The organism is Streptococcus hyovaginalis DSM 12219, assembly GCF_000420785.1.
Classification (GTDB): Bacteria; Bacillota; Bacilli; order Lactobacillales; family Streptococcaceae; genus Streptococcus; species Streptococcus hyovaginalis.
In genome coordinates this window covers 174568-191254 of the sequence record NZ_ATVP01000001.1, presented here as the reverse complement: position 1 = coordinate 191254, position 16687 = coordinate 174568, and the positions used below count along the sequence as shown (strand labels likewise).

Annotated in this window: 16 protein-coding genes and 1 pseudogene; 1 reads left to right on the top strand and 16 read right to left on the bottom strand. The window is 40.8% G+C overall.

What is annotated here, in order from left to right; translation table 11 throughout:
* Window positions 1–5: 5 nt before the first annotated feature.
* The 14 genes and pseudogenes from G574_RS0100980 to G574_RS0100915 form a co-directional block, all read right to left on the bottom strand.
* Window positions 6–689, bottom strand: a complete 684-nt coding sequence (locus G574_RS0100980) for a Wzz/FepE/Etk N-terminal domain-containing protein (RefSeq protein ID WP_017770407.1) — start codon at window positions 687–689, stop codon at window positions 6–8.
* A gap of 15 nt (window positions 690–704) precedes the next feature.
* On the bottom strand, window positions 705–1427 hold the full coding sequence (gene cps4B / locus G574_RS0100975) for a capsular polysaccharide biosynthesis protein Cps4B (RefSeq protein WP_029690555.1): 723 nt from the start codon (window positions 1425–1427) through the stop codon (window positions 705–707).
* Window position 1428: 1 nt separating this feature from the next.
* On the bottom strand, window positions 1429–2895 hold the full coding sequence (gene cpsA / locus G574_RS0100970) for an LCP family glycopolymer transferase CpsA (protein WP_029690554.1): 1467 nt from the start codon (window positions 2893–2895) through the stop codon (window positions 1429–1431).
* Between the two features lie 112 nt (window positions 2896–3007).
* Window positions 3008–4795, bottom strand: a complete 1788-nt coding sequence (gene uvrC, locus G574_RS0100965; RefSeq protein WP_029690553.1) for an excinuclease ABC subunit UvrC — start codon at window positions 4793–4795, stop codon at window positions 3008–3010.
* Window positions 4796–4948: 153 nt separating this feature from the next.
* The gene (locus tag G574_RS0100960; protein WP_029690552.1) at window positions 4949–5392 is read right to left on the bottom strand and encodes a VOC family protein; all 444 of its coding nucleotides are present in this window, start codon (window positions 5390–5392) and stop codon (window positions 4949–4951) included.
* Window positions 5393–5493: 101 nt separating this feature from the next.
* A complete protein-coding gene (pynA, locus tag G574_RS0100955) occupies window positions 5494–6192 on the bottom strand; it encodes a pyrimidine 5'-nucleotidase PynA (RefSeq protein ID WP_029690551.1) in 699 nt (232 codons plus the stop codon).
* Between the two features lie 538 nt (window positions 6193–6730).
* The gene (locus tag G574_RS0100950) at window positions 6731–7021 is read right to left on the bottom strand and encodes an LPXTG cell wall anchor domain-containing protein (RefSeq protein WP_029690550.1); all 291 of its coding nucleotides are present in this window, start codon (window positions 7019–7021) and stop codon (window positions 6731–6733) included.
* A 15-nt stretch (window positions 7022–7036) separates the two neighbouring features.
* Window positions 7037–7660, bottom strand: coding sequence for an alpha/beta hydrolase (locus G574_RS0100945; RefSeq protein WP_017769654.1), 624 nt, complete (start codon window positions 7658–7660; stop codon window positions 7037–7039).
* Window positions 7661–7675: 15 nt separating this feature from the next.
* Entirely contained in the window at window positions 7676–7885 is a 210-nt protein-coding gene (locus G574_RS0100940) for a hypothetical protein (protein WP_017769655.1), read from the bottom strand.
* A 1-nt stretch (window position 7886) separates the two neighbouring features.
* On the bottom strand, window positions 7887–8789 hold the full coding sequence (locus G574_RS0100935; protein WP_029690548.1) for a VOC family protein: 903 nt from the start codon (window positions 8787–8789) through the stop codon (window positions 7887–7889).
* A 180-nt stretch (window positions 8790–8969) separates the two neighbouring features.
* Window positions 8970–9361: pseudogene (locus tag G574_RS10655) on the bottom strand (VOC family protein); the annotation flags it as partial.
* Window positions 9362–10000: 639 nt separating this feature from the next.
* Complete coding sequence (locus G574_RS0100925) at window positions 10001–10495, bottom strand: YkgJ family cysteine cluster protein (RefSeq protein ID WP_029690547.1); 495 nt, start codon at window positions 10493–10495, stop codon at window positions 10001–10003.
* A 429-nt stretch (window positions 10496–10924) separates the two neighbouring features.
* Entirely contained in the window at window positions 10925–11920 is a 996-nt protein-coding gene (locus G574_RS0100920; RefSeq protein WP_029690546.1) for a polyprenyl synthetase family protein, read from the bottom strand.
* A gap of 121 nt (window positions 11921–12041) precedes the next feature.
* The gene (locus G574_RS0100915; RefSeq protein ID WP_029690545.1) at window positions 12042–13976 is read right to left on the bottom strand and encodes an NAD(P)/FAD-dependent oxidoreductase; all 1935 of its coding nucleotides are present in this window, start codon (window positions 13974–13976) and stop codon (window positions 12042–12044) included.
* A 129-nt stretch (window positions 13977–14105) separates the two neighbouring features.
* On the opposite strand from G574_RS0100915, the gene G574_RS0100910 reads away from it, so the two are divergent.
* On the top strand, window positions 14106–14651 hold the full coding sequence (locus G574_RS0100910) for a Gx transporter family protein (RefSeq protein ID WP_029690544.1): 546 nt from the start codon (window positions 14106–14108) through the stop codon (window positions 14649–14651).
* A gap of 55 nt (window positions 14652–14706) precedes the next feature.
* On the opposite strand, the gene ffh is transcribed toward G574_RS0100910, so the two are convergent.
* Window positions 14707–16284, bottom strand: a complete 1578-nt coding sequence (ffh, locus tag G574_RS0100905; protein ID WP_029690543.1) for a signal recognition particle protein — start codon at window positions 16282–16284, stop codon at window positions 14707–14709.
* Window positions 16285–16343: 59 nt separating this feature from the next.
* Window positions 16344–16676, bottom strand: coding sequence for a putative DNA-binding protein (locus G574_RS0100900; protein WP_017768845.1), 333 nt, complete (start codon window positions 16674–16676; stop codon window positions 16344–16346).
* Window positions 16677–16687 lie beyond the last annotated feature (11 nt).

The window sequence follows — 16687 nt, the reverse complement described above, 5'->3', positions numbered from 1 at the left end:
TCTCCTTATAAACGTTTCAAATCAGGAACGATACCTAACAACGGCAATTTTAATTGTTCTTCAATATCAGTAGCATCTTTTACACGATCATCTAAGACAGTTATTACTAAAATACTAAAAATTGATAGGAAGAAACCGACGATAAAACCTAAGGCAACATTGCGCTTCGTATTAGGCGTTGCAGGTGAAGGTGATGGCTTAGCAGCTTCTAGTGTGGTGACGTCCTCAACATTGGTAACCGCCTTGATCTTTTCAGCAGCTACTTCCCGCAGAGTATTAGCTATCTCACTTGCTTTGTTAGCATTTTCATCCATGACATTGATAGAGATAACACGCGTATCCGTAGGAATAACCACTGACATTTTTCCTGATAATTCGCCAGGTGTCATGGTCAAGCCTTCTCTCTCAATAGCTTGGCTGAGAACATCCTCTGAAGTGATGATTTCTTTATAGTCATTAACCAAGTAGCCACCTGCTTGAATATCTTGCACGGTTGGGGTATTGGCATCTGACGTTTGGTTGATCACATAAAGTCGCGTTGTTGACCGGTATTCAGGTGTAATCAAGAAAACACTGACAACCATTCCTAATACTGCTCCAATCATTGAAATCAGTAAGATCAAAAACTTTCTGTTCCACAGCTTCTTTAATAATTGTAATACATCAATTTCTACAGTTGCTTTTTCCATTTCTTCTCCTAGGTCTTATCGACCGATAATTGATTTTGGTGTTGTTTCAAATAGGGCTTTTGCTTTGCTTTCGCCTTTTTTTGCCGTAACAACCTTGTAGGCTTCTCGCATATAAGGTGGTCTACTAGTCAAGTTATGCATGTCACTAGCGATAACATCAACGAGGTCTTTTTCTAAGAAATACATCCCGCGTTTTTTAAAAATCTTTTCTTTATCCCCAAACAATTGAGGTTTTAGGACATGATTACTATTAACTTGCGTATAGCAACCCATATTTTGCAATTCTTTCACGCGTTCTTCATTAAACTCTAGGGCATTGTATCGCTCGATATGCGCAATAACAGGTGTCAATCCCAACATAAGCACTTGAGAAACCCCAGTCTGAATGTCTTTCCAAGGTGTCGCCATGCTAAATTCTAGCAAAATAACGCGTCTTTCGTTATAACTTGGAACGCGATGCTGTTCCAGTTTCTTGATTAAATCCGATGAATAATAAAGCTCACCACCATACAATAATTCTAAGTCAGGAAACGTTGCTTCTGCAACTTCTTTTACACGTAAGAAATTTTGCATGATCAGCTTTTCAGGTGTTTCAAACATTCCTTTGCGGCGGTGTGAGGTTGCTACAATCGTCCTAACGCCCTGAGAATAGCTTTCTTTGATCAAGGCGATACTCTCATCTAAGGTTTTGGGACCATCATCAACCTCATAAATAATATGCGAATGTAAGTCAATCACACTAATTTCCCTCCATGACAGACTGGATAGCTGCTTTAGCCTCGGAGACACTAGCCTCATCCAAGGAATACATATACAAACTTGATCCTGGCATAGCGTAAGACTTCAACTGACCAGTGGAACCTGTCCCTTTGACATCCTGTGATTCAACAGTATAGCGACCACCCGAAGCGACTTGCTTATTTGCAATGGTCATCAGTGTAGACGTTGGCATATTGGTTTGAATCGAATCCCCCAGACCATTCAAAACACTTGAGAAGTTGGTAATTGTTCGAAGGCTGGCCATTTTATTGATAATAGCGGTAATAACTTTTTCTTGGTTTTTACCACGGTCGTTATCACCACCATCAAGACTATAACGCTCACGGACAAAGGCCAAAGCTCTTTCAGAATCTAATGTCACTTTACCAACTGGAAAATCATAATTTCCGTGCTTACTTGTAAAAGCTTGGTCGTTGACCACTTCGACACCACCAAGGAGGTCAATTAATTTTAAGAATGAGGTGAAGTTGATCCGCGCATAATAGTCAATCGGAATACCGTATAGATTTTCAAGGGTCTTTTCAGAGGTCTCAACGCCATAAATACCTGCATGGGTGAGCTTATCGTACTGGTCTGCTCCACCATCTGGGATCTTAACGTAAGAATCCCTAGGTGTCGTTGTTAGTAAGACTTTGTTGGTCTTGAGGTTTACCGTCATGATGATATTCACGTCTGAACGAGAGACTGAGCTAATCGGTCCATAAGTGTCAATTCCACTGACGTAAATATTGAACACATCGGCGTTTGCTGTTTTAGAATTTGTTTTGGTTTCTTTTCGTACAGTGTAAGTATAAATTGTTTTGACACGATCTTTCAGTGACTCACCTGGCTGCTCCAATAAGGAGACAAAGCCGCTATTTAAGACCATAGCTTGATTACTATCAGATGAAATTGTATCGAATGCTGACTGGTAAGAATCCACCTTTTCAGTCGTAAGATCAATACCTTCGTTTGACTTGATATTGGTCAGCAAACCTTGAATATTTTCTTGATCACTATCAACAGGCGCTAAGAGTTTGTCTACTTCTTTAATGTTATTAATCGCGCTGTCCTTGTTGACAACTACAGACATCTCAACTTCTGAATAGAAGGAAGATTCATTCATCCGTTTGGTCGCATCAATTGTCGATTTTGTGGCAAATAAAAATACACCCACAAATACGGACGCAACTAGTAATATTAAACAAGTTAGTCGCTGCAATTTTTTTGTCGCTGTCAAGACGATAGCTAATAAAGTGACTCCTATAAACAAGGCGATGACAATCCAATTCAAGCCATTGACATTTAAAATATTGTTAGCTAACAAGAGATAGGACGTCAGTCCCGCTAACAAGATAAACAGGGCAATTAAACAGCTATTAACGATTGCCCATACATTTTTAGTCGAATGCGATCGACTCGGTTTAGATCTACGATGTTTTGGCATAACTCTTTTCTCCAATTTTGCTATTCTCTATTATACTGTATTTTATTACATTCAACAATCATAGTTTTTTCCTTGGCCTGTTTAGGCCCAATAAACCACATTAGATTTGCCGCTATTTCGTTTCTTTTGTTTCCTGTAGAGCCTCTTTCACAGTTTGTGCTACCTTTTCAGGCAGACCTAGCGACGTCATGTCAGCAATGCTTGCTTCTTGAATCTTAGTGATGGATTTAAACGCTTTCAGTAATAACTGCTTGCGCTTGGGACCCAATCCCTGAATGCCATCTAATCGTGAACTGAATGAATTTTTACTACGTACTTGTCGGTGGAAGGTGATCGCAAATCGGTGCACCTCGTCTTGAATACGATGTAGAAGGAAAAAGGCTTCCGAATTTCTCGGCAGATCAATCACCTCTAAGGGATCTCCGAATAATAACTCATGCGTCTGGTGACGATCATTTTTTTGAAGACCTGCCACTGGTATGACCATATTCAACTCATCTCTTAAGACGGCTTTGGCACTATTGACCTGTCCTTGTCCACCATCAATGATAATCAAATCGGGTACTGGGAGATTTTCCTTTTTCACGCGCCCATAGCGGCGACGAATAACTTCTCGCATACTCGCATAGTCATCAGGACCTTGAACAGTTTTGATTTTATATTTTCGGTATTCCTTTTTGTTGGGTTTCCCATTTTCAAAAACAACCATGGCTGAGACAGGACTTGTTCCCATAATGTTTGAATTATCAAAGGCTTCTATCCGAATTGGTGTCTGAATGCCCATCAATTTCCCTAGATTTTCGATAGCGCCTTGGGTCTTTTGTAGGTCTTTTTCCAGGAGACTGAATTTTTGCTCTAGGCTGACACGGGCGTTTTTTATAGCTAAATTAACCAGCTGTTTCTTTTCGCCACGCTGAGGTTTAATTACCTTGCTAGGAACAATGGCTTTAACCAGCTCTTCATCAATAGCTGATGGAATGAAAATTTCCTTGGGGAGGATATGCTTGGTTTCTTGATAAAACTGTCCTAAATAAGTCAAAAAATCCTCTTCTGGCTCATTATAATAAGGAAACAGATTGACATCTCTTTGGATGAGTTTTCCCTGGCGCACAAAGAAAACCTGAACACACATCCAGCCCTTTTCAGTATAATAACCAAAAATATCGCGATCCTGCATATCTTGGCTCATAACACGCTGCTTGGTACGAAGCGTTTGAATAGCAGTCAAGAGGTCGCGGTATTCTGCTGCTTTTTCAAATTCTAAGCGGTCTGAAAAGGTCTGCATTTTGGTTTTCAACTCTTTAATCATCTTGTCGTCATGACCATTCAAAAAGTTTTTAACATCAGTAATCAGACCGTCCCAATACCCCTTATCTGTATGACAGACGGTATGCGCGTAACACTGACCAATGTGGTAATAAAAGCAAACTTTATTGGCAGGGTTTTTACACTTTTTAAAGGGAAACATGCGATCCAAAAGACGCTTAATGTCGTTTGCGGCATAAACATCTGGATAAGGTCCGAAGTAAAGGCCCCCATCTTTTTTCACCTGACGGGTAATGATCAATCGCGGATAGGTTTCATTTGTGATTTTGATGAAAGGATAAGATTTGTCATCTTTTAAGCGGATGTTATATTTGGGCATGTTTTCTTGGATCAGATTGATCTCAAGAAGCAAGGCCTCAACATTTGACTCAGTGACAATGAATTCAAAATCAGCGATCTCCGATACCAGCATTTCCGTTTTAGTATCATGACTGCCTCGAAAATAAGATCTGACGCGATTCCGGAGATTTTTAGCTTTTCCAACGTAGATGATTTTTCCTGTTTTGTCTTTGTGGAGGTAGCACCCTGGGCTATTAGGAAGCAACTCCAATTTATGTTTAATCAGTTGATTCATAAGCTTATTATATCAAAAATGAGGCATTTCTTAACATTGCAAGGTAACATTGGCATATGAAAGCTATGACAATTCAAAATGATAGCCACGCAAAAAGAGTTGGCAACATGACCAACTCTTGTCTTTACTAGATTAATAGTAATCAGTTTCACCTTAATCAGCGTAATAATCTCGGCCAAAGTCTGCAACTTCGGCATTGACCTGCCATGAGATACCAAATTTATCTGTTAGATTGCCATAGGCAGGCGACCAAGGCACTTCTTGGAGTTCCATGGCAATTGCTTTAGCATCAACGGATAATTTGTTATAGAAGTCTTTGGCTGTCTCAGCATCATCGGTAATCAAGGCAACTGTGATATTATCACCAACTGTATAAGGCATTTCTGGGTTATTGTCTGACAACATAAAGCGTTGGCCGTTCGGTAGGCGAAGCTGGGCGTTCATGACAAAGTTTTCCAACTCTGCTGGGCAGTCTGGTAAAAAGTCTTTATAAAGATTTACTTGTTCAACTGTAGCATCAAGAGCCTCCTTATAAAAATCGATAGCTTCCAATCCATTACCATCTGTCACCAAATAGGCTTCCATTGCTTTTAACATCGTGTTCCTCCAAAGTATTTTTTGATGTCTCATTATAGCATGAGATTTTCTAAAAGCTGTTTAAAAAGGCTCACTATTTCATCAAATATTTCAAATAAGTTCTAGCAAGACCCTCGACGAATGATATCGAGAATATCTTGGTAATTTTGCGCAATATAGGTCGGTGTAACTGAGGTTGTGTTGGCATGATTTTCAGGATTGTACCAGATGGTATCAATCCCTGAGTCTTGACCACCCTTAATATCAGCCAGTAGACTATCCCCAATCATCAGCGCTTTCTGAGCTTCAAATCCTGGAATGGTATTGGCAATATGCGCAAAAAAGGCTTTTTCAGGTTTATGGGCGCCTAACTCATCTGAAATAAAGACATGGTCGAAGAAAGATACTAGTTGTGATTGGGCTAGACGCCCTTTTTGGATATAAGTCACTCCATTTGTGGCGCCAAAAAGATGATATCCCTGCTCGCGAAGAGTTTGCAAAAAGTCACGAACACCTGGAAAAACATGCCCCTCTTGGCTCAAAAAATGCTGGTAACGCTCAGCCATATCCTGGCCGTCAACTTCCTGACCGAAGTGGGCAAAAAGTTTCGCAAAACGAGTGTCAATCAGTTCTTTTTTAGTGATTAAGCCTGCTGACAGATCTTGCCACAAGGCTTGATTCATCGGGATGTAGTACGCTTTATAGGCTGCTATATTACTAACACCTGCTTCTACTAGTAAGGTGGTTAGCGCCGATTCTTCATCAGATGCAAAATCCAGCAAGGTGTGATCAAGGTCGAAAAGTAGAAATTGGTAAGACACGGTTAGGTCCTTTCTTTAGGTATTAACTTTATGTTAGCTGAGTGATGAGTTAGCATGGGCACTTTCATCAAATCGAGACTACGTCTCTTAGCCTCAGTTAGGTAGGACATGCTTTCTTAGCTTCTAAGATTTCTGGAGAGATCTCGCTAAACATCAGCTTTCCCAATCATTCGTACCCGACTTTACCTATTGATAAGATAGAGCACTATCTCTGAGAAACATTCGTTAGGCACATTTTGGGAATAGTCAACTATTTCTAAGAGTCCGTATTTACTTTATAAATACGCATATCTTCTCATATTTTACTAATCAGGTGCAGGGTTATCCCTAATTGTAAGTCTTCCTTTAGAGTCATGAAGAAACTTCCCAGACTAAGATCTAGTGATGGATGCTTCTAGCACTTCCTCATCCAATAATCTTATTCATTATACTATAAAAACAAAAAAAGAAAAGCACCCCATTTGTTAGATTTTCTGTCTAACTTTTGGGGTGCAGTTCATCAATAAGCAGGGGATTATGGGATTAGGAGAACTCCGTTCTAATCCTCACGGTTTCTCATACCTAATCCAAAACCGAGTAAGCTCATGGCTAAGCCTGTTACCACAAAGGCAACTGCTGAAGCATCACCCGTGTTTGGTAAGGCAGCTGGATAGCTGTTTTCAGCCTGAGCTGCAGCTTTACGTTGACCCAGCTTGACTTCTGGACTAGCTAGGTTCTTAACAACCTTGGTTGGAACTGGTCTGTCATAACCAAGCTGCTCTAATACCGCTGCTAGACCAAGTGCTGGCACTGGGGCCGCATAGGTTGGCTCACCCTTGTCTGTTACCAACTCTTCCTCTGTCTTCTAACCGTCAGATCTCATTACTAACATTTGACTTGCTAACCATTTTTTAGCTGCTTCTAGAATTGCAGCAGTGACTTCATGACCTCTCACCCAGTAAACCTGAAGTAAAGCATCACGTTTTTCAAATTCACTGATTACCTTATAACTTTCATCCAGTGGAACAATCGGATCTGCCGACCCCAGTGATAAAAAGACGCGCGTCTTAGCTTTCTTCTGCCTTAAATGACTTGTATCAATGGGATACATGGGAGCCATGAGCACACCGATCTGCAAGAGAGAATCATCCTCTAAAAGCAGAGCAATAGCCATATTAGCCCCATTTGAAAAACCAACTAATACTGCCTCATCAAGCTTAAATTGATAACTTTGCGCTGCTTCCTCTAAAAATATTCGTAATCGTTCGCGGCGTTTCTCCAAGTCAACAACATCATATTGCCCTTCAGACAGCCGTTGAAAGAAACGCAGGGCTCCATTTTCGTTAACATCACCACGCAGGCTTAATACACTGGCATGAGGATTAAGCCGTTTTGCAATTGAGAGCATACTCGTCTCGTCACCACCAGTACCGTGCAACAAGATCAAGGTCGGTTGGTCCAAGTCTCCTTTATAAAATAGATGATTCATGATCCTCTCACCAACCTAGCGATTCAAATAGTCAAACAGTTGGCCAATCGTCTTGTCCTGAAAATCCGATAAGTCCTTTCCTTCCAATGAAACTGAGATGATTTTGTAAAAATCTTGTAAGTCTGGAACTTCCCTTAATTGTGCCGTTACAAAATGATCTGCTGAAGCGTATTCTTTCATTTCAGGATTCCCTTGATCAGAGCGATAAGATGATATATTTAGCATCTTATTCTTCTTTCATATTCAAAGGTTCAAGTGCGGCTTCGATAAGTGTACGACGGTTTTCATATTTTTTCGGCAATTGTAGCGACATGCCTAATTGGTCAAATGTCTCGTCTACCGTCATCCCTGGCTTAGCTGTCGCAAACTCAAAAATCACATGTCCTGCTTCACGAAGATAAATGGATTTAAAATATTTACGATCACGAACCACAGTCGGTCTAAAACCTGCTTCAGAGAGCCCTTGACTATAGCTCATTAAGCTTGTTTCGTCACTCACATGCCAAGCAATATGGTGAACTGTCCCTGGCCCCCAACTTCCTCTCTCAAGACTTGCTTTAGGAATCACAATATCATGTTTTTGATGGCCAGTAGTTTGAAGACGATAGGCTTCAGATGATTCTTCCAATTCAACCAAGCCCATATGTTGTTTCAAAAAAGCCACACTACCACTAGGATGACTAGATAAAAGCTCAACGCCATGAAAACCAAGAATATCCGGTGTTTCTGATACTTCCTCTCCCTCAACCAAGGCTAAATTGAGGGCATGATGGTCTTGGAAAAAGAGAGCAGGGTATTCAAACCATTTAGCCTCTTGATAAGATACATCATAGGCAGTCAGACGCTCTCGCCAATACCCCAACTGTCCTTTGGGAACGCGAAAAGCAATGCGCCCACCTTGACCACTCCCTTTTTGACCAGGTTCCGCATTTTCCCAAGGGAAAAAGGTCATCAGTGTTCCAGGATCAACCGCTTGATTGGCAAAATAGAGATGATACCCTGTAGAATCATCAAAATTAACCGTCTGCTTAACTAGTCGTAGCTGTAAAATCTCACGATAAAATTGCAAATTTTCATTAACATTACCAACAATTGCACTGATATGATGAATGTGCTTTATAACTTCCATATGACTATCTCCTTATCAACTGTGATGGCGTTAAGTGTTAAATGGCCGAATCGTTCGTCCAATCAGGTCACGTTCTGGTTCTAAAAACGGCGGTAAAGAAAGACGCTCACCAAGTGTTTCATAGGGGTCATCTGTCTCAAAACCAGGACCATCTGTCGAGATTTCTATCAAAATACGCCCCAGTTGATACCGTTGTCCGTCTTCTTCTTCAAATGGCAAAGCCTTAACCCCAAACCAGTCAATGATACCCTCATGTTTAACACCAAAAGCATCAAATCGTTCCTGATAATACTTCAAAGCAGCATCATCGGGCACACGAAAACTAGCTCTGGTAATTGCATTTGTCCCATGCATGGCTTTAGGATTTCCAAGAAAATCAAAAAATGTCGTGTCCGTACCAGCTGACCCCTCATCATCAGCGAAGAAGTAGGGTAGGTCTGAATATCGTCTTGATTAACGGTCTTCTTCACCAAGCGCATGCTTAAAGCTTCTGTAAAAAAGCGATAATTGTGCTCAGCACTATCCGTCATTACCGTCACATGATGAATACCAAGTAACTGATGATCTGTCATAATAACTCCATTTCTTGCTAAAGCTTTACAAGTCCCTTGATTCTTAATATTATTTTACAACTAACTAGTAATAAAATGCAACACAAACGCTCAAAAATAAGATCGCTTGCCCAGCCTCATCCTTATCCCTAAACAGCTAAAGCCTAAAAAGTTCTTATAATAACCATTAGCTAGACAACCTATTTCCAACACATACAACTTAAAATGACATATTGACACAAAAGCAAAACCAGTCAAAAAATGAATAGCCTAATCATCATTGGTGTACCGCTTTAGAAGATTTTGAAGATCGCTATTACCCCACATCCACATAGCAGCTACTCCTTATCTTCCACATACCAAGCGAAATAGTCTAAAAAACAAAAAGCTGTGATCACTGTATTACTGACCTCAGCTTTGGCAAAGAACTATGTATAGTCTTTTGAATTAACTTTGATACATCGTCACTTTCGACTTGCCGTACTCAAGTACTGTCCGCGTCTCAGTTCCTTGTCTGAAAGTTAATTCATTTGACTATATTAAACTCAACACAGCGGTTTATTTCTCCATGAGTCAAGTGCAATATAGGGTCCTGTACTCGGCGCATGCACCAGTATCACTTCTTCGATAAATGATTCCCCTAATGAAGAAATCCACACCTCACAGTTTCTCTCTCAATGCCTCAACAAACTGATAAGCCGCTGGGCAAATCAAGGTATTTTTTAAGGTCAGATGGTTAATCTGGTAAAATTTTTTCCGATCTGTATGAGGAAACTCAGCGCAGGCTTTGGGACGCGCATCATAGACATCACATAGATTATCAGCTCCTAAAAACGGACAAGGCATCGATTGAAAGACCTTATCACCATCTTCATCAACCCTAAGGTAAGTTTGCTCAAAGGTCGATAATTTCAAGCGAAATAGCTTCGACATCCTTTTGATATCTGCTTCCGTCAAATCCGGTCCCAAGCTTTTACAGCAATTGGCACACTTCGTACAGTCAATGCGTTGAAAAACAGCTTCATGAGTTTCCTTGACTAATTTATCTAAATTCTTCGGAGGACGTTTTTTCAATCCATCCAAAAACTTACGGTGATCTTCTTGCTTTTGTAAAGCCAACTGGTGGTAATAGGCCACATCAATCTGATCAGACATTAGCAACTCCTTCACAAGTAATAGGTTAGCTCTATTGTATCACACTTTCCCTTTGGCTCGATAAGGTCTTCAAAAATTCTCATTGTCAGTCATGAGTAGCCCTAGATCTACCAGTAGTAATCATAAAATTATGGACCAATACATTTAAACGTTTCGTATTATCAACTCCTTTTGAGATTAGGCTTCATGTTAGGAAACCTGTTTGGTAACCATCTCTCCCCATTCAGACGACTAGCATTCCTGATCCGACTCTGATAGATCAACTCTGCACGAAATGACAGATACATATCCTCCATCTGTCATTCTCATGGCGCGGTCTTGGCTATAAGTAGTATATGAAAAGCACCCCTCAAATCAGACATAATCGCTGATTTAAAAAGTGCTTTGGTGAATACATCTGGACTCTTAAAGCCAAGTAGCCTGACAAGCTTAAAATTGTCGCTTCATGATTGTCTCTAAAAAGTGCACCATCTGATCCGATTGTTCATCTGATAGTAGTTTTTGCGATTGTTGAGACATCTTACCAAAATAAGCGGCAACCAATTTTTCCGTCTCCTGAAAAGCCCCCAGCGATACGAGATGATTGTAGAAAGCCATTAACTCTTGGGCAGTCCACTGTTTGTTAGGGCTAATAGCAAACACCTTATCCAAATCTGCCTGTTTTTGTTTCGCCAGCAAGTAGGGCGCGGTATAAATGCCATTTTGGATATCTTGCATCCAAGGTTTACCTGAGCTTTCTTCAAGTAACTGATAATCAATCAAATCGTCAGTCATTTGAAAAGCCATTCCGATGTTTTGTCCCAATAAAAATGCAGTATGGGACTCTCTTTTAGAAACTCCTTTTTCCCAAGCCCCCATCTGACAAGCCAAGGCAAATAATAAGGCGGTTTTCCCCTTAATTTGTTTGAGATAAGTTTTCATAGTCATGTGCTGATCAAACTGATTCATCAATTGTGCTAGCTCTCCTGCCAAGATCCGCTCAATGAGTTTTGAATGCAGCAGCTCCTGATCGTCCTTATCAAAATCTAGCTTATTTGCGGCTTTCCATAAAAGGCGGTTAGCATAACTTAGCAGATAATCCCCCGCATAAATAGCAATACGATTACTATAGGTCTGATGAATGACCTCGATACCCCGGCGATGATCTGCTTGATCAATGACATCATCATGAATCAAGGTAGCCAGATGTAAGATCTCTAAATAAGCCCCCAAGTACAATTTCCCCTCTGGAATGTCATTATGTCGTAACTGGGATAGCAAAAGGCATAGCCCTGATCGCAAATATTTGCCAGGCGCATTAATATATGCCATTATTTTGGCTTTGACATCAGGATGAATCACTGATATCTCTGACACCATAATGTCTTTAACCGCTTTTAATCCTTTTTGAACGTCTGGATAATCATCCCAAATGTAATGGACCACGAAAAACTCCTCATAATGCATTGATAAAAGAAAAGTTATCTCAGATTAAGTCATTCCAACTCGATCATGAGATAACCTTATTCTTATTATAACATGGATGTCAAAGAAATCCTATGACTTCCTAACGTCGGTACAAGTGTTTTGGCTTACCGTATATCCACCTATCAAGCAGTCGCCCTAGCCACGGCATAATCCAATAATCAAGACCGAAGGAACGGCCAGCGCCTGCCATTAGTGCAATGGCTACTGGAATAAACCAAATGTTAACCCAGAAGAACATGCCAGATAAGCTAAACATGACCACCATAGCAGCCGTTGCCGCACTCACAAGCCAGACAAAGGCACCTGCGATAAGGGCAAGACCAATAGCAATCTCAACACAAGTCATAAATTTTTGCATGAAGAGGGCTACTTCTTGGTTTGGCATCATGAATTTCATAATCGCTTCAAACCAATCCGGCATAGCTTTCAAGACTTGCATTGGCTCCTCACCATAAGCATAGCTCAAACTAAAGATTTGATGTGAGGCTTCTGTTGCAGCTTGTCCAGCACCTTCTGCTGCCTGAGAAGCACCTGAGACAGCCTCAGCAACTGAAGATGATGTAGACGTTGCTGCTTCAGAGGCACCTGATGTCGCTTCTGCAGCTTGCTGTAACCACGGGAATGGAAAGACAACCTTATCACTAAACCATGACGTGGTGCCAAAGAGACCAAAAGCCTTTTTGACCCCTTCAAAGAGCCAAACAGATCCATAGAAGATCCGTAGAGGCACCAGCCATAGACGATTGCCCTTGCTTGATGTGTGGCTACCGAACATGTTTCGGCCATCTTTAACATCAAAGAACTCATGGCGCATGTAAGCCCCAATATTATAGAAACTACGAATGGTAAAGAAGTACAAGAGATTGGTAAAGTGTTTCATAGCACTTGCTATGAAACCAGACACATGATATTTGTCCATGACATAGGCAACAGTGTACTTAGATCCGATAGAGACCATGAAGCCATCATATTTTCCTTTGAATGCTTCTTTTTCACCGCCACTAATAGCTGCAATGATGTTATGAGCTGCTGTATGCCCTGTTTGCTCAGCTGCTTGCACAATCTGAGGAACAGGACGCCCTTCTTGAGACTGGTCTTCAAAGTAGACCAAATCTCCAGCCACGTAAACATTTTCTTTGCCTTGCGCTTCCATGTATTGGTTGGCAACGAGACGGCCTGCGCGTGCTTGCTCAATACCAAAGTTAGCAGTATCTGTATTAGCTTTAACACCTGCTGTCCAAATGGACGTATAAGTTGGTACCACACGACCAGAAGACAGGTGAAGAGCATCTTTCTCAACACTTGTAACGCCGTCTGCCAAAATCAACTCAACACCTTTTTTCTCAAGGTATTTACGTGCTTTGGTTTGTTCTTTCTCAGTCACCATGTTGAGGATATTTGGCATCGCCTCAACCACCTTGAGAGAGAACTCTTTAGGATCCAGTTTATACCGCTTTGCCAAAATTGGCACCCAATCAATCAGCTCACCAATCATCTCAATACCAGTAAATCCAGCACCAATAACCGTAAAGGTCAAAAGGGCACGACGTTTGGCATCATCATGTTCACCCATGGCTTTTAGGCAGGATTCGATAATGTGATTGTGGATTTTTTCAGCAGCTTCAATGGACCATAAAGTAAAACCATTCTCTTTGACGCCCGGAGTACCAAAGTCATTGGCTTCGCCCCCCATAGCTAAGAGCAAGTAGTCAAAGGTCAATGTTTGGTTCTCAGCGATTACTTTTTTATTATCGTAATCAATAGAGACCACTTTATCAGTGACTAGGTTAACTTTAGGGTATTTTTTAAAAATACGTTGGAGGTCATACTTAATCGCTTCTGGCTCAACACGACCTGCTGCTACCTCATGGAGCTCAGTCATGTAGGTATGGAAAGAATTTTTATCAATCAGAGTGATCGTGACATCATTGTCCTTTTTATATTTTTTCGCTAGCTGGCGCGCCGCAGATATCCCCGCATAGCCGGCACCTACGACAACTATATCTTTTGTCACAGCTAATCCTCCTGTTAAGATTTTTTTAATACGCTTCCATTATATCAGACTATATAGTATTAAACAATAGAATTTGGGATTTTTGTCACACGCTCGCTCCTGTCACTACTTTTATGATAGAATAATACTATGCCTAATTCGAATCGAAAATTGATGTTTATCACCATGCTTGTCGCTCAGGCTGTTGTCATTTCTTTTTTTGAAAGATTTATTCCAACACCATTTGCCTTTGCACCTGGAGCCAAGCTTGGACTTGGAAATTTGATTACCATTATTTCTATTTTTACCTTACCTCTCACAGATAGTGCCAAAGTTGTCAGTTTTAGATTACTGGTGTCAACCTTCTTAAGTGGCACTTTTTCAACCTTCCTTTATGGATTTGCGGGGACACTTTTTAGTTTTATTATCATGACTACCATCAAGCAGCTGGGACCAAAGAGAGTCAGTATTATCGGAATTTCCGTTATGGGCGGTATCATGCACAATATCGGTCAGTTAGTTGTTTTTGCTCTAATAGGACAGTCCTGGTTAGTCCTCAATTACCTCCCTATCCTATCCTTTAGCGGTATCCTCTCTGGCTTTTTTGTCGGTCTAACGGGGAATTATCTTCTTACCAAAATCAAACCACTCCAAGAATTCCAAAAATCATTACCTGATGGATGGGTTATTCGATAATACAAAATCACCTGACTTACCATTTAGCAACAAAATCGGGAGTCAGGTGATTTTCTTATTTTTTACGTTTCTTCTTCGCTTTTTTGATTTTATTAGCTTGACGCTTCATTGCTTGTTTCATCATGAAAGAGCTAGCTTTGCCTTTGAGTCCACCACCAAAGAGTTGGCTCATGTCCATATCACCACCGAGTGCGGACATATCCGGCATGCCATTTTGCCCCATCATGCCTTCAAATGCTGACATGTCCATACCATTCATGTCTGGCATGTTGGGCATATTTTTAGGGAGATTATTGGGATCAATACCCATCTGACGCATGGTTTTTTCCATATCTCCCGACATGACGCCTTGCATCATCTGCTTGGCTTGATTAAAGTCTTTGATGAATTTATTAACATCAACAAAGCTGTTTCCTGAACCAGTTGCGATACGGCGACGACGGCTTGGGGTGAGAAGGTCTGGATTTTCACGCTCTTCTGGCGTCATTGACGAAACAATGGCGCGCTTACGGGCTACTTGTTTTTCATCCACTTTGAGATTGGCAAGAGCTGGATTACCAGCCATTCCTGGAAGCATTTTTAGCAGATCTTCCATGGGTCCCATATTTTGCACTTGATCCAATTGTTCAATGAAGTCATTGAAATCAAAGGTATTCTCGCGCATTTTTTCAGCCAATTCAAAAGACTTTTTCTCGTCATATTCTTGAGAAGCTTTTTCAATCAGCGTCAATAAGTCACCCATACCCAAGATACGACTAGACATACGATCTGGGTGGAAAGTCTCAATGTCGATAATTTTTTCACCCGTACCTGTAAATTTAATAGGTTTTCCAGTAATTTCACGAATAGACAGCGCCGCACCGCCACGGGTATCTCCATCGATTTTCGTTAAGATAACCCCTGTAATGCTGAGTTGCTCGTTAAACTCACGCGCCACATTAGCAGCTTCTTGACCGATCATGGCATCCACAACGAGGAGAATTTCATTTGGTTGTGCCAAGGCCTGAACATCGCGAAGTTCTTGCATCAAGGTTTCGTCAATTTGCAAACGACCGGCTGTATCAATGAGCACATAGTCATTGCGATTTTGACGCGCTTGCTCAAGACCTTGTTTGACAATCTCTACTGCTGGTGTTTCATTTCCCATGTCAAAAACAGGGACATTAATTTGGGCACCTAAGGTTTTCAACTGATCTATAGCAGCTGGACGGTAGATATCCGCCGCAATCATCATGGGACGAGCCTTTTCTTCCTTGATGAGTTTGTTGGCTAATTTCCCTGCAAAGGTTGTCTTACCTGCCCCTTGAAGACCAACCATCATAATAATGGTTGGGATCTTAGGAGATTTTTCCAGTTCAGCTGTCTCTGACCCGAGAATTTCTGTTAATTCTTCATTAACAATCTTGATGATTTGTTGGGTCGGATCCAAAGTATCGATGATCTCATGCCCGACAGCACGCTCACGAATGCGTTTAATAAAGGTTTTAACGACAGGAAGGGCGACGTCAGCTTCTAAGAGAGCCAAGCGAATCTCTTTGGTCACTTCCTGCACATCTTTTTCAGATAATTTTTTCTTGCCACGAAGGTTTTTAAAGACACCTTGTAAGCGTTCCGTTAAGCTTTCAAAAGCCATTTTAGTCTTCCTCTTTCATTCTTATAAATCTCAGTATTCTTGTTTGCGAAAGAAATGAATCAATCTCTATTGTCAATACTGCTTAAAATAGCAATTTTTTCCAATAAATAAGCATCGTCAGTATAGCGCTTGCTAATGTCGTCAAAGATCTCATTTCTCACAATATAATCAGAATACATATGTAATTTCATCTCATAAGTTTCCAAAACTTTTTCAGTGCGTTTAATATTGTCATAAACCGCTTGACGGCTGACCCCGAATTCCTCTGCAATTTCTGCCAAACTATAGTCATCCGCATAGTAGAGTTCAATATAATTCATCTGTTTATCCGTTAAAAGTGCAGCATAAAACTCAAAAAGCGCATTCATTCGGTTGGTTTTTTCAATTTCCATAAACTCTATTG